General features: G+C 44.8%; 12 protein-coding genes and 1 tRNA gene. 11 read left to right on the top strand and 2 right to left on the bottom strand.

What is annotated here, in order from left to right:
* Positions 1–599: 599 nt before the first annotated feature.
* The 5 genes from DWX33_RS17175 (at position 600) to DWX33_RS17155 (ending at position 3,535) form a co-directional block, all read left to right on the top strand.
* Entirely contained in the window at positions 600–1,103 is a 504-nt protein-coding gene (locus tag DWX33_RS17175; protein ID WP_008778517.1) for a hypothetical protein, read from the top strand.
* Positions 1,104–1,303: 200 nt separating this feature from the next.
* Positions 1,304–1,753: an HU family DNA-binding protein gene (locus tag DWX33_RS17170; RefSeq protein WP_005865250.1), complete on the top strand. Its 450-nt coding sequence runs from the start codon at positions 1,304–1,306 to the stop codon at positions 1,751–1,753.
* A 5-nt stretch (positions 1,754–1,758) separates the two neighbouring features.
* Positions 1,759–1,956: a hypothetical protein gene (locus tag DWX33_RS17165; RefSeq protein WP_005855528.1), complete on the top strand. Its 198-nt coding sequence runs from the start codon at positions 1,759–1,761 to the stop codon at positions 1,954–1,956.
* Between the two features lie 12 nt (positions 1,957–1,968).
* Positions 1,969–2,439: a D-Ala-D-Ala carboxypeptidase family metallohydrolase gene (locus DWX33_RS17160; RefSeq protein WP_122380744.1), complete on the top strand. Its 471-nt coding sequence runs from the start codon at positions 1,969–1,971 to the stop codon at positions 2,437–2,439.
* A gap of 46 nt (positions 2,440–2,485) precedes the next feature.
* Positions 2,486–3,535 carry a DUF3810 domain-containing protein gene (locus DWX33_RS17155; protein WP_122380755.1) on the top strand — a complete coding sequence of 350 codons (1,050 nt, stop codon included), beginning with the start codon at positions 2,486–2,488 and terminating at the stop codon, positions 3,533–3,535.
* 8 nt (positions 3,536–3,543) lie between these two features.
* On the opposite strand, the gene DWX33_RS17150 is transcribed toward DWX33_RS17155, so the two are convergent.
* On the bottom strand, positions 3,544–5,751 hold the full coding sequence (locus DWX33_RS17150) for an alpha-galactosidase (RefSeq protein WP_122380743.1): 2,208 nt from the start codon (positions 5,749–5,751) through the stop codon (positions 3,544–3,546).
* 225 nt (positions 5,752–5,976) lie between these two features.
* Here DWX33_RS17150 and ileS point away from each other — a divergent pair, with 225 nt between their 5' ends.
* From ileS to DWX33_RS17130, 4 genes are all read left to right on the top strand, one after another.
* Entirely contained in the window at positions 5,977–9,399 is a 3,423-nt protein-coding gene (gene ileS, locus DWX33_RS17145; RefSeq protein WP_005865260.1) for an isoleucine--tRNA ligase, read from the top strand.
* Positions 9,400–9,567: 168 nt separating this feature from the next.
* Positions 9,568–9,948 (top strand): TraR/DksA C4-type zinc finger protein, encoded by a 381-nt coding sequence (locus DWX33_RS17140; RefSeq protein ID WP_005855535.1) that lies wholly within the window; start codon positions 9,568–9,570, stop codon positions 9,946–9,948.
* Positions 9,949–10,566 carry a lipoprotein signal peptidase gene (locus tag DWX33_RS17135; RefSeq protein ID WP_005865261.1) on the top strand — a complete coding sequence of 206 codons (618 nt, stop codon included), beginning with the start codon at positions 9,949–9,951 and terminating at the stop codon, positions 10,564–10,566.
* A complete protein-coding gene (locus DWX33_RS17130; protein WP_008771662.1) occupies positions 10,567–11,352 on the top strand; it encodes a DUF4296 domain-containing protein in 786 nt (261 codons plus the stop codon).
* 276 nt (positions 11,353–11,628) lie between these two features.
* Here the strand turns inward: DWX33_RS17130 and DWX33_RS17120 are convergent, their stop codons facing one another.
* Positions 11,629–12,396 carry an RNA methyltransferase gene (locus DWX33_RS17120; protein ID WP_005855539.1) on the bottom strand — a complete coding sequence of 256 codons (768 nt, stop codon included), beginning with the start codon at positions 12,394–12,396 and terminating at the stop codon, positions 11,629–11,631.
* Between the two features lie 76 nt (positions 12,397–12,472).
* On the opposite strand from DWX33_RS17120, the gene DWX33_RS17115 reads away from it, so the two are divergent.
* Together DWX33_RS17115 and DWX33_RS17110 are read left to right on the top strand one after the other, a co-directional pair.
* On the top strand, positions 12,473–14,833 hold the full coding sequence (locus tag DWX33_RS17115; RefSeq protein ID WP_005865267.1) for a BamA/TamA family outer membrane protein: 2,361 nt from the start codon (positions 12,473–12,475) through the stop codon (positions 14,831–14,833).
* Between the two features lie 78 nt (positions 14,834–14,911).
* Positions 14,912–14,985, top strand: a tRNA-Arg gene (locus DWX33_RS17110).
* The last annotated feature ends 126 nt before the right edge of the window (positions 14,986–15,111 follow it).

Here is a 15,111-nt window from a genome sequence, read left to right as displayed (position 1 = left end):
TGAATATTTTAAAAATATTTTTAATGATTGTAAGGACTTTGTTAATCTCATACCCCAGAATATAGAGTTGGTATGTACTAATGGTTAAATTCAATGTTTTTAACATAAAATTAGGTAGGTGCAACAAAAGAGCCTATACATTGGTGCATGCTCTAATTAGAGTACCAACAAAGGTGTTGCGTGATTGCCATAAATTAATTAGGAAAGCACTATTGGCGGTTTACTTTTGTTTATGTGGAGTCGATTTTTAAGATATCTCCTCTTCTATGTCTTCAACTCCCATGGTGTCAATCATGGGAGTACATATCGCCGATATGCTTATCGGTATAACGCCAAAAAAGAAAGAGGAACTTCCATGGAAGTGTTTGCAAGAAATGAGAACCACAAAGGTGCGATGATGAATGTGTAGATGATAGAATAGACTGTAGAATCGATATAGAATAAAGATTTTGTACCGGTCTTCTTTCTCCCTTCGGGGAGGTAAGGAGGCCGGTTCTGTTTTTATGTATGCCTTGATGATCCATATATAAATGTGGGATTCGGCCTTCTGCGGCGCAGGGATAAATATTCCCCCTGTGATCGTGGAAATGAAAAATCTTATGAAAGATTTGAAGGGACTATTAGGCGAATTTCGGGGTTGGCCTACCGTTGAGTTGTTTAGTGTGCGTCTGGCCGGATTGTCGGCGGAAGATAGAGAAAGGCATTTGCTGGGGTTTTGTAAGCTGGCTTTCGGGCATTATGAAGAGTTGCCGATGGGATATCGGAGATTGGTGGATGGTTATTTGGATGGGGAGCGAGGGGAGAACTTGATGGTGTGGTATTTGACAAGGCATACGCCGTGGAAGAATGCCCGTTATGAGTTGCATCGACCGGACTTGTTTTTGCGGATGGCGAAGCTGGTGGAGTTTACGGATCGGGATGGGCGTTTGCCTTATTCTCATTTGGCGGCTTGTTTATGTATGGCGTTTTCCGTCCGGAGTTTATCGGATCCTAATTCGGAGGTCTTGCCGAAATCCTTGGCTAGCCGTTTGAGCGCATTGAATATATTACCAAGTGATATTTTGGAACTGGCGGGGAAGAGGGAAATAACGGATGAGATGTGATTCTTTATTGATAAATGTTAAATGTACGTGGATTGAAGTCGATGAAATTTGGTGTGTTTTTCGTTGATTTGGGAATGTGTGTGTTGGCTGCTAGGTCGTTAACTGTTTTGCGTCATCGAAGTCAGGCTTTGTGGCTATTATACCTTTGTCATGTGTTCGAAGCATGGTTACATTCATTTATTCATTAAAAACGTATAGTTATGGCATTGAAATTTAAATTGGTAATGAGAAAGAATCTAGGTGAGGATCACGAATCTATTCCTGAAAAGGTATACGCTCAAATGGTGTATGGAGATCTAGTTACTTTCGATGAATTTGCGGAGGAGGTGGCGGATAGCTCTGGTGTAGGTAGCGCTAGCGTGAAGGCGGTTTTGGATCGTATGAATGTGGTGTTGGTCCGTCATTTACAGCATGGCAGGCGTGTCAGTGTAGGTGAGCTGGGACTTTTCCGCTTTTGTTTCGGATCGTCGGGGGTGCCGGATGAGAAGACGTTTTCAACGAACTTGATTCGGGAGCCGAAAGTACGGTTCTACCCGGGCAAGGCGCTACGGGTAGCCAAGAGCCGGACAAGTTTTGAGAAGACTGTGCTTCCAAATGAAGAAGATACGGGTGGAAACGGGAGTGATAGTGAAAGTCCGGATGAAATCTAAGAGCTATGAGGCGTTTGACGGTTCAATTAATTGTTGCGATCCTGCTCTCAATGAGCGGGATCACACTTCTCTTCAGCGGATTCTGGATTGATCCGCAAGGATTGATCGATAACAGTGTACTGGTGGCTTTCGGTGAGATCAGTACGTTTGCCGGGGCCCTTTTTGGGGTGGACTACTCTTATAAATTGAAAATTAATAATTGAAAATTGAAAATTATGGAAAGACATGATAAAAGGTTAACAGAGCATTTTTGTTTGGATGAGTTTACTTATAGTGATATTGCCGTGGACAATGCGATAAATAATCAGCCTCCTCCTTGTGCATGTCTAGCGCTTCAAAATTTGGCAGTTGGTTTATTGGAACCATTACGTCTATTGTATGGGGCACCGATTGCTATATTGAGTGGATATCGGAATGAGAAGGTAAATCGTCTTGCTGGCGGGGTCGTTACCAGCCAACACTTGAAAGGAGAAGCAGCAGATTGCTATGTTGCCGATGGGCCGGAAAAACTGTTGGATGTGTTGCAATGTTCCGGTTTAGTATTTGACCAAGCTATATTATATAGACGAAAACGTTTTTTGCATCTTTCCTTAAAGATAAATGGAAATAACAGGATGCAAATGTTAGTTTATATGCTTTGTGCTGTCTGTATGTTCTGTAGTTGTGGAGCGTTAGTTCTTTTTTAATAATAAAACTGTGTGGACTGAAAAGGATATGATATATTTGCCTCCTATGATTAAGCTTGAATATCTAAAAAAGATACGTGTTCGTTGGATTATATTGGCGATCCTTCTCATCTCTGTATGGATCGTGATGGGAAATCCCGGATTAGGCGAATGGTATTCCCGTTCGATTTATCCATGGGTATCGGGTATGCTATCTCGTTTCTCCTGCTTGTTCCCTTTTTCCGTAGGCGATTGTTTTATTTATGGTAGTATCACCGGGTTATTAGGGTATTTGTCATATGCGCTTATAAGGAAGCGGAGGCTCGGGAGGACATTCAGGCATATCGTGGAATATCTGGCATGGGTGTATGTCTGGTTCTATATCGCTTGGGGATTGAATTATTTCCGGGAAGATTTTTTCACTCGTACGCGAACCACTTATGTGCCTTTTTCCTCGGAACATTTCCAGTTTTTCTTGGATGCCTACACGGATTCCTTGAACGCCTCATGGGTTCCGATAGAGACGATCGATCGGGAGGTCGTGAAAGAGGCGGTGCTAGACGGGTATCGAAAATTGCCTACTCGTTTCGGCCTTACCACTCCCGGAGCCTATCTTCATCCTAAAACGATGCTGCTCTCCCGGCTGATGAGTGGAGTAGGGGTGATGGGATATATGGGGCCGTTTTTCACGGAGTTCAATTTGAACGGCCAGCTCTTGCCCGTGCAATATCCTGCCACCTACGCCCATGAGATGGCTCATGTGCTTAGTATATCCAACGAGGCCGAGGCTAATCTATACAGTTATTTGATATGCACGGGTTCTTCCGTGCCGGAAATCCGGTTCTCAGGCTACTTCTCTTTGCTGCCTTATGTGCTGAGCAACGCATATGTGGCTTTGGATAAGGACGCTTTTGAGGCATGGAAGAAAAGATTACGCCCCGAGATCAAGGACTTGTATAACGAGAAAGTCGCCTATTGGCAATCCCTATACAGCCCGTTGATCGGCGAGGCGCAAGACGTGGTCTATAATCTTTTCCTGAAAGGCAATAAGATACCTACTGGAACCGCTAATTATTCGGAGGTGATCGCTTTATTGATCGCTTTGGAAGGAGAATGATTTATTCATCATTTAACTTCCTCCAAATAAAGCACTCGGCTCGAGTAATCATTCTGCTTGTGATAATCGACAATGTGATTATAAGGGATTTCCAGTCCGTTCGCCATGAGATATTCCCCGGTGAAAGCTTTACCCTCGAAGGCCAGAGGCTCGTTGTCGATCCGGTTCAGTTCGCAGACTCTGTATTTCTTGTCTGGGGATAATCCGTTCATCTTTACACGGGGTAAATGTTGGTTGACGAAATGCTCGGTCTTCCACCAATAAAATACGGCTTTGTCTTTCTCCGGTGAGGTGTACATCAAGGAAGCTACTCCCAAACGATCGTACGGAGAAACCAGACGGTAGATATCGCCGAATTGCACGACGGGACGGATCGTCTTATAATCGGCGATCGCCTTGCGGCAAAGTGTTTTCTCTTCTTCTGTCATATTCTTGGGTTGGATCTCCATGCCCAAACGGCCGCTCATCGCTACGTCGATCCGATATTTCAGGGGAATGACCCGGAATGTTTGATGGTTGGGGGCGGCGCTGATATGTGAGGCCATGGCGATAGCCGGGAAAAAATAAGAAGTACCCCATTGCATATAGATACGCTGTAAGGCATCGGTATTGTCGCTTACCCAAAACTCATCGAAGTAAGGCATGACACCGTAATTTGCCCGGCCTCCACCACTGGCGCAAGCCTGTAGGGTTAAATCCGGGTATTTGGCTCGGATACGCTCACAGACTTTCTTGAATCCTTCGTGATATTCGATATACATATGGCTTTGCTGATCCGAAGGCAGATATTGGGAGCCATGGTTCAGGATGCTCATATTGGCGTCCCATTTGATATAATCGATCTCCGGGTATGTTGTCATCAAGTTGTCGACGATACCGAATATGAAGTCTTGCACCTCGGGATTGGAGAGATCAAGAACGACCTGTGTACCGCCACGCCCCAGGACGATTTCCCTGTTTGGAGCTTTCAATACCCATTCCGGATGCTTCTCGTACAATTCACTTGTCGTGTTGGCCATTTCCGGTTCGATCCAGATACCGAATTTAATACCATGCTTGTTGGCGTCGGCGATCAGGCCCTCGATGCCTCTTGGTAGTTTTCGGGCATCAACCATCCAATCCCCTAAGGACGAGTTATCTTTATTACGAGGATATTTATCGCCAAACCAGCCGTCGTCCATGACGAACAACTCGCCGCCCATAGACTGGATATCACTCATCATTTGGTCCATACCTTCTTGATTGATATCGAAATATACACCTTCCCAACTGTTTAGTAAGATTTTCCGGGCGGTCGCTCCATTCGCTATCTTATGTTTGCGTGCCCATGCGTGGAAATTTCGGCTGCTTCCGCTTAAGCCGTCCTTACTGTAAGTCAGCGCCAATTCCGGCGTCCGGAAACTTTCTTTGGCTTTGAGGGTGTAAGCCGAGTTCTCCTCGTTTATTCCCGCGAAGAAATGGTGATGGTCGCTATCATCCGTATCGAAGAATAATTTGTAGTTACCGCTATAGCATAGGGCGACGCCAATAACGGAACCGGTGTTTTCCTTTGGTTTTCCGTCTAGGGAGATCATCACTTCGGCGTGGGCGGTATGGGAGTTGCGGATACCATCCTTGTTTTTTATCATCTTGATGCCCGGTCGTAACGGTTCTTGTGCCAATTGAGCCTCGTTTGCCCATGAGCCGTATAAGTGGGAAACCCATACGTCTCCTTTCTGGATCGGCAGATAAGCGGAAGCGAAACGATTGAGGGTGATCGCTTTTTTCTCCTCATGCGTGATCTCTGTCCAAGTCTCGATGATATCGGCGTCCGGATAGGTTCTGTAACAGAGATTCATATAAAAAGGATACACTTTATCTTTTAATCGGATCGTTGTGATATCTGCTGTTTGCTCTTTTCGTGTATCTACTTTTATGACTTCCAGTTGAAGGGTCATATTCCCGTCGCCATGGGTAACGGACAATGCGCTTTCGGAGGGGCAATTCAAGCCGTAGACCGGATAAGCGGAAAATGTTTTCTGCTCGGTCTCGAGCAAGGTAGCCGCATCGGAAGTGGATAACTTGTCTCCATAGTAGATGAATCTTACCTCTCCGCCGACAGGTGCGTCTAGCAATAATGAGGTATTCCTCGTGGAAATCAATACGTCTTGTGCCCATAAACTAGTGGTCAATAGGAAGGCGCAACATAAATAACCGAATTTACTCTTAATGTTCATTTTATTAGTAGGTGTTAGATTTAAATTCAGGGGCAAAAGTAGGAGAGAGCCGGTAGGTTTCCTAATAGGATTTTATCAGATACTGTTACTTTTCTGCTTTAACTAAAATTTGTTTCACGCAGAAGAAACCTGTGCTTTCATTAATGAAAATTCCATATTGTCTAATTCGAAAGAAATCACTAACTTTGCGGCAATTTTTTAGAAGCAAGATAAATACATCGCGATATGAGTAAGAAATTTACCGAATATTCTAAGTTTGACTTGTCGAACGTAAATAAAGAGGTGCTGAAGAAATGGAAGGATGGAGACATCTTCCATAAGAGTCTTGAAACAAGAGAGGGACATCCTACATTCGTATTCTACGAGGGTCCTCCATCCGCAAACGGTATGCCGGGTATTCACCATGTTATCGCCCGTTCGATTAAGGATATTTTCTGCCGCTATAAAACCATGAAGGGATTCTTGGTGAATCGTAAGGCGGGTTGGGATACACACGGTCTGCCTGTCGAGTTGGGCGTGGAGAAGGCTTTGGGCATCACGAAGGAAGATATCGGTAAGAAGATTTCTGTCGCTGAGTATAACGCCGCTTGCCGTAAGGACGTGATGAAGTTCACGAAAGAGTGGGAGGATCTGACGCAGAAGATGGGTTATTGGGTGGATATGGAGAATCCGTATATCACGTATGATAACCGCTATATCGAGACCTTGTGGTATCTATTGAAAGAGCTTTATAAGAAAGGTCTTTTATATAAAGGCTATACGATCCAACCGTATTCTCCCGCTGCGGGTACGGGCTTGAGCACGCACGAGTTGAACCAACCAGGCTGTTATCGTGACGTGAAGGATACGACTTGTACGGCACAGTTCCATATATTGGACCCGAAACCGGAGATGGCACAATTCGGCGATCCTTATTTCTTGGCATGGACAACGACTCCTTGGACGTTGCCTTCCAATACGGCGCTTTGCGTAGGCCCGAATATTACTTATCTGGCTGTACAGACTTATAATCCTTACACGGGTATCCCGATGACTGCTGTTATAGCGAAAGATTTATTGTCTGCTTATTTCAATCCGAAAGCCGCTGAGCTTTCTTTGTCTGATTACAAACCGGGTGACAAGCTGGTTCCTTTCAGCGTAGTAGGTGAGTGGAAGGGTTCCGAGTTGGCCGGTATGAAATATGAGCAATTGATCCCATGGGTAAATCCGGGTGAAGGTGCATTCCGTGTGATCACGGGTGATTTCGTTACGACAGAGGATGGTACGGGTATCGTACATATCGCGCCGACGTTTGGTGCGGACGATAACCGTGTGGCGAAAACATTCGGGGTTCCTCCTTTGATGATGCAGGATAAGGATGGAAATATGCGCCCTATGGTGGATATGACCGGTAAGTTCTATAAGCTGGAAGACTTGGCTCCGGAGTTTGTACAAAATTGTATGAACGCCTCTGATTATGATCCATGGCAAGGAAAATTCGTGAAGAACGCTTACGATGATACGAAGACGGATAAAGATGAGACATTGGATATTGAGATCTGCATGATGCTGAAGGCCCAGAACAGGGTGTTCAAGATCGAGAAGCATGTCCACAATTACCCGCATTGCTGGCGTACCGATAAACCGGTATTGTATTATCCGTTGGATAGCTGGTTTATCCGCACGACCGCTTGCCGTGAGCGCATGATCGAGTTGAACAATACGATCAACTGGAAACCGCAGAGCACGGGTACGGGACGTTTCGGCAAATGGCTGGAGAACTTGCAAGACTGGAACTTGAGCCGCAGTCGTTATTGGGGTACTCCGTTACCGATCTGGCGTACGGAAGATGGTAGCGAGGAGAAGTGTATCGGTTCCGTGGTAGAGCTGTTCGGCGAGATCGAGAAATCGGTGAAGGCCGGCTTTATGGAGTCTAACCCTTATAAGGACTTCGCTCCGGGAGATTATACGAAGGAGAACTACGAGAAGATCGATTTGCACCGTCCGTATGTGGATGATATTATCTTGGTTTCCGCTTCCGGCAAGCCGATGAAGCGTGAGACAGACTTGATCGATGTATGGTTCGATTCCGGCGCTATGCCTTATGCCCAGATCCACTATCCGTTCGAGAACTTGAAGGAGTTCGATAATCGTCAGATCTATCCGGCTGACTTTATCGCTGAGGGTGTTGACCAGACACGCGGTTGGTTCTTTACCCTGCATGCTCTGGGCACCATGATCTTTGATAGCGTGGCTTACAAGGCTGTCGTGTCTAACGGTCTGGTATTGGATAAGAACGGAAACAAGATGTCTAAGCGCTTGGGCAACGCTGTTGATCCATTCTCTACGATCGAGAAGTATGGTTCGGACCCGTTGCGTTGGTACATGATCACGAACGCTTCACCATGGGATAATATTAAGTTTGATATCGATGGTATCGAGGAAGTTCGCCGTAAGTTCTTTGGTACATTATATAATACGTATTCATTCTTTGCTTTGTACGCGAACGTGGATGGCTTCGACTACTCCGATCCGGATGTGGAATGGAGCAAGCGTCCGGAGATTGACCGTTGGATCCTTTCTCTGTTGAACAGCTTGGTGAAGGATGTGGATGGCTACTTGGAGGCTTACGAGCCGACTCGTGCCGGACGTGCTATCTCTGATTTCGTAAATGATAACTTGAGTAACTGGTATGTGCGTTTGAACCGCCGCCGTTTCTGGGGTGGTGGTATGACGGAGGATAAGTTGTCCGCTTACCAGACTTTATATACTTGCTTGGAGACAGTGGCTAAGTTGATGGCTCCGATCGCTCCGTTCTATGCCGATCAGTTATTCTTAGACTTGGTCGCTGTTACGGGACGTGAGAACGTTGAGTCCGTACACTTGTCCGATTTCCCGGTTTACGATGAGTCTAAGATCGACAAGAATTTGGAAGAGCGTATGCAAATGGCTCAAGATGTTTCTTCTATGGTATTGGCTCTTCGCCGCAAGGTGAATATCAAGGTTCGCCAGCCGTTGCATACGGTAATGATTCCGGTTGTAGATGCTCATCAACAAGAGAGTATCGAGGCCGTGAAGAACCTGATCTTGAACGAGGTGAACGTGAAGGAGCTGAAGTTCGTGGATAATACGGCAGGTATCTTGGTGAAGAAGATCAAACCGGACTTTAAGAAGTTGGGCCCGCGCTACGGAAAGATCATGAAGGCGTTGGCCGCCACGATTCAATCGATGAGCCAAGAAGATATCAACGCTTTCGAGAAAGCCGGAACGTTTACCTTGATGGTAGATGGACAGGAGGCCGTTTTGGAGCGTACGGATGTAGAGATCATCTCTGAGGATATCCCGGGTTGGTTGGTCGCTAATGAAGGTCGCTTGACAGTCGCTTTGGATATTACCGTAACCGAGGATTTGCGTAAGGAGGGGCTGGCCCGTGAGTTGGTGAATCGTATCCAAAACTTGCGTAAGAGCAGCGGTTTCGATATAACGGATAAGATCCATGTATCCATTCTTTCTTGCGAGGAGATGGATGAGGCGATCCATGATTATAAGGATTATATCGCTAACCAAGTATTGGCGGAATCTATCGAAATCATGGATAATGCGATCAGCGACGCTACGGAACTCGATTTCGAGGACTTTAAATTGTCCGTAAAGATCGAGAAAGCTTAAAAATAGAATAGCATTTCTTGCGGAAGAATTAGGAATGAAATATAGGAAAATCGATAATTATATTATCTTTGCATGCAAAGAAGAAATAATATGATTTTATATTCATTCTTAATTCTTCTTTTTGATTGATATTTGAACGATTGTTGAACCTAAATTTTTTTTAGAACCATGGCAGAGAAGACAAGATATTCAGACGCTGAGCTCGAGGAGTTCCGCGCTATTATATTAGAGAAACTGGAAATCGCGAAGAGGGATTACGAGCTTTTGCGATCAGGGGTTACGAATTCCGACGGTAACGACGTGGCTGATACGTCTCCTACATTCAAGGTGCTGGAGGAAGGTGCTTCTACGTTATCGAAGGAAGAGGCGGGCCGTTTGGCGCAACGCCAGATGAAATTCATCCAGAATTTGCAGGCCGCTTTGATCCGTATCGAGAATAAGACCTACGGTATTTGCCGGGAGACTGGTAAATTGATCCCGAAAGAAAGGCTACGTGCCGTGCCTCATGCGACTTTAAGTATCGAAGCAAAACAAGGAGGTGCAAAGTAAATGAGATATTCTAAAGGTTGGGGAGCAGTGTTAATCATAATACTGCTCCTTCTTCTTGACCAAGCGCTGAAAATATGGATTAAGACCCACATGCAGTTGCATGAGAGTATAGAGATAACTCCGTGGTTTTATCTCTATTTTACCGAGAATCCGGGTATGGCATTCGGTATAGAGGTGATTGGGAAATTATTCCTTTCCGTATTCCGTATCGTGGCTGTATTGTTTATCGGATATTATTTGTATAAGCTGGTTAAAGAAAATTATAAATTCGGTTTTATTGCCTGTATATCTTTGGTTTTCGCGGGGGCGGTGGGAAATATAATCGACTCGATATTCTATGGCGTGATCTTCGACCATAGTTTCGGGCAACTCGCTACTTTTATGCCGGAGGGAGGTGGTTATGCCTCTTGGCTGCATGGTAAGGTGGTGGATATGTTCTATTTCCCATTGATAGAGACCGTATTCCCTGATTGGGTTCCGATCTGGGGTGGACAGGAGTTCGTTTTCTTCCGTCCGATCTTTAATTTGGCGGACTCGGCGATTTGCGTGGGAGTTTTCCTTTTGTTAATATTTTATCGGCATACTTTGTCGGCTAGCCTTTCGAAAGAAGAGAAATAAATGCGGAGAAAATTACGGATATATGGTATGGCTTTATTAGCCACGACGTTGCTGGCGGCATGTAGTAAGGTTCCGGATGGTATTCTGTCGGAGAAAAAGATGCAGGGTGTCTTGACGGATATGTTGCTGGCTGAGGCCATGGTAAATGTGGATTATAATACTTATAAATCCGATACCATGAAGCTTGCCTTGTATGAGTCTGTATTCCGTAAGCATGATATTACACAAGCGGTGTATGATAGCTCGTTGGTGTGGTACGGCCGTAACTTGGATATTTATATGGAGGTCTACAACCGGGTCTTGGCCGATCTTAATAAACGGATCAATAACTTAGGGGATGTGCAGGCGGACGCTGCGCCGGTATCGAACCGGGATTCTGTGGATATTTGGCCTCGCCGTTCTTATCTGGTCTTGTCTCCTACCTCTGTATTTAATGGGGTGACTTTCGATATACGTCCGGAAACGAATTATTCCTCGGGCAGTAGTTTCGTGCTGGGCATGCGTGTCTGGGGATTGAATAACAAAATGGCTTATAAGCCGGAGGTACGTTTAAGTGCGGACCAAGGTGATACGACCTTGACGGTGAATAGTAAGATCACGAAAGATGGATATCACGAGACGATCTTGAAGACTATACCAACTAAGAAAGTAAAGCGTGTGTTTGGATATATCCGTATGGATAATATGGATACGACTTATTATAAGGTGTATATAGATAGCTTAAGCTTGATGAAATATAACTATGGTAAGGAGCTTGCCGAATTACCTAAGGATTCTATTAAGTAATCTCTCTATTTGTTTATTGTACTTATGAGAAGAATTGCCGCTCATTACGTTTGGTGTAAGCAGGTTTATCGTATGCATTATATCGAACTGGATGATAATGGTGTGTTTCATGGTGTTTACCCGTTGAATGAGGAGATAGCTGGAACCGCTTTTTATGATGGAGTGCTGGTGCCGGTTCTTTCCTCGGAACCGGCGATTGGTTTTAAGCAGGTGATGGGATCTTGGCCGGTGTTAACTGAAAAGATTACGCCGGGTTGTTCAGTCCATATATATCGTTTAAGCGGGATTCCCTTGGCGTCTGCGAAACTCGGCACAGACCACGGCTGTAGCGATGGCCACATTGAGAGACTCTGAGGTGTCTCTTCCTTCCGGATAGTTCGGGATATACAATTTTTCGTTTACAAAAGCCTCGATGGCGGGACGTATTCCATTTCCTTCATTACCCATTATCAAGATACCGTTTCCGGATAAGGTTTTCTCATATAAGTTTTCTCCGCCAAGGAAGGTGCCGTATAAAGGTATGGCTTGGGCAGATTGGGCCTGTAAGAACGTTTCCAGATCGGTGTAATGTATTTTTACGTGGGCGAGCGCACCCATAGTGGCTTGTACGGTTTTTGGACTGAAAACATCGGCGGTATCTTTGCTGCATACGATATGGGAAATACCGAACCAGTCCGCTAACCGGATGATCGTACCTAAGTTGCCCGGATCTTGGATTCCGTCTAATGCGAGAACAAGCTCCTTTTCCGGCGTTATTTCCGTTATATCCCAATTGGGGCGTTTAAAGATTGCGAGTACATCTTGGGGATTTTTCAGGAAACTGGCTTTACGAATATCATCTTCTTCCGCTACCAATAACTCCTTGGCCGGAATATCGCCTTGTGTAGCCATCCAAGATGGCTTGGCTATTAATAACTCACATTCAAAGGCCGGTAACATATCGGCTACCAATTTATTTCCTTCGGCTACAAAAACATTATTTTCATTCCGGAATTTCTTTAATTCCAGAGAACGGATGTATTTGACTTTGGTCTTGCTTAGCATCTTAGTTCTTTTTACAAAACAAAAGTACGGTAAATTCTTTAAATTCCAGTACATTCGCGATCGTAAAAAGCTTGGAATGATGAATCGATCTCTACGTATATGCTATTTTATCTGTATCGTACTACTGCTAGCCTCTTGTAGTACGACCAAGTTTGTGCCGGATGGGGAATATTTGCTGGATAAGGTGGAGATCGTGTCGGATAACAAGGATTATAAGTCTGCGGATTTAAAATCTTATCTTAGGCAGCAACCAAACTTCAAGGTGTTTGGTCTGATGAAGTGGCAGTTGTTTGTCTATGATTGGTCTGGTAAGAATGAGAAGAAATGGATCAATAAACAGTTACGTAGGATTGGTGAGCCTCCCGTGGTGCTGGATACGATGTTGGTGGAACAGTCCGCCATGGAACTAGAGCGTTTTTACATTAATAAAGGGTATGTCCATGCGGATGTATCAACGACGATCGATACGACACGCCATAAGAAAGCGGTTGTAACTTACCATATAAAGGCGAACGATCCATATAGGATACGCAATTACACGATGAAGTTCCCCGATCCGAAAATTGATAGTTTGGCACATCTGAAAGCGCCTCGCCGCTCTCCCTTAGCTTCTGCGTTCCGGTCCTCACAGGAAGAGTATAACCAATTAGTTAAGGAAGGAACTTTATTTGACCGGGATATATTGGACAAGGAGCGGGAGCGTATTACGACCTTACTTCGCTGGAACGGGTATTATGGTTTTAATCGGGATTATTTAGGATATATCGCTGATAGTTCTTTTAACCAAAATGTCGTGGATCTTGATATGTCCATGAAACCTTATCGGAAGGTGTTGCCCAATGGGTCGGTAGAGGATCAGCCGCATCGTCAGTATTATATTAAGGATGTAACGGTCTTAACCGATTATAATCCGATGGGGGTAGGAGAGGACGCTAGTTTCATGGCTACAGATACGATGCTCAGCGCAGGGGTGAATATCGTATATGGCCGGAACGGGAAGAGTATCCGTCCGAGCGTGCTCCGGAGGAGTACTTATATTCGTCCGGGGCAATTATTTAGTGAGAAGAATATAGAGCAGACCTATTCAGCGTTCGCTTCTCTAAGGGCTTTGAGGAATGTAAATATACGTTTTACGGAAGTAGAGGAGCGGGATACGATGAAGTTGGATTGTTACATTCTCACTTCTCCTGCGAAGATAAATACGGTGGGAGTGGATTTGGAAGGTACTAACTCGGCGGGTGATTATGGGTTTGCCTCCAGCTTGAATTATCAGCATAGGAATATCTTCCGAGGATCGGAGCTATTCTCGGCGAGGGTGAGAGGGGCTTACGAGGCGTTATCCGGAAATAAGGCGAATGGCTTTGGTAATTACTGGGAGTTAGGTGCGGAAGGGTCCTTGCTGTTTCCTCGTTTCTTGTTCCCATTCTTGAGTTCGGATTTTCGTAGGCGGCTACGTGCGTCAACTGAAGCGAAAATAAGTTACAACCTGCAAAAACGTCCGGAGTATACGAGGGCGATTCTATCTGGTGGTTGGAGTTATATTTGGCAAGATCGGGGCAATACACAGGCACGCCATACCTTTAAGCTTGTAGACTTGAATTATGTGTATTTGCCGGATAAGAATATGGACTTTATCAATAGCTTGCCGGATTATATGGTGTTGTATAACTATACGAACCATTTTATCATGAGTTCGGGATATACTTATTCCTTCAGTAATTATTCTCCCCAGAATCGTTTGAGAAACACGCATTCCCTACGTGCGTCGGTCGAGGTCGCAGGGAATTTGTTGAGTGCCTTTTCGCATCTTACGGGGGCGAAGAAAAATGATGACGGTTATTATGAGTTGTTTGGTACGGAATATGCGCAATATGTGAAATTGGATTTCGATTTTAGTAAAGGAATCGTGCTTGACAGTCGTAACAAGTTAGCTTTCCATATAGGAGTGGGAGTGGGGATGGCTTATGGTAACTCAAACTATTTACCTTTTGAGCGTGCTTATTTCTCGGGGGGAGCGAATAGTGTCCGGGGATGGTCTGTACGAGAGTTAGGTCCGGGTAGTATGGAAGTTGACAGCACGACTTCTTTCGCTCTTCAATCGGGGGATATCCGCTTGGATTTGAACTTGGAATATCGAACGAAACTTTTTTGGAAGTTTGAATTGGCGGCTTACATAGATGCCGGAAACATATGGACCCGGAATGTATCAGATGAACGCTATAAGGCTGGAAACTTTGATTTCTCTCGTTTTTACAAGGAGATCGCTGTTTCCTATGGTTTGGGACTTCGTTTGGACTTTGATTTCTTTCTACTACGTTTAGATACAGGCTTCAAGGCTTATAATCCTCAGGAGAAAAAGTCTAGGCGTTGGGCGATAACCCGTCCTAATTTCAAGGATAATTTCGCCTTGCATTTTGCCGTTGGTTATCCATTCTAAATTCAATATGTAAAAAAGTGTACTAAAAGTTTGCAAGGAAAAGAAAAATCCTTACCTTTGCACCACGAAAATAAGGATGGTCAGGTAGCTCAGCTGGATAGAGCAACAGCCTTCTAAGCTGTGGGTCCTGGGTTCGAATCCCAGCCCGATCACGAGGGAGACTCTTTTAGAGTCTCCCTTTTTTTGTTATAATCAGATGCCAGTTTTTTTCTTTTGCTTGTTTTGATCGTTGTTTATTGGGCTCACCCGATAAACCTGGGGGATTAAGCATACAGCTT

Source organism: Parabacteroides sp. AF19-14 (assembly GCF_003635485.1).
In the GTDB taxonomy this organism is placed as follows: Bacteria; Bacteroidota; Bacteroidia; order Bacteroidales; family Tannerellaceae; genus Parabacteroides; species Parabacteroides distasonis.
This window is presented reverse-complemented; position numbering and strand designations above follow the sequence as displayed.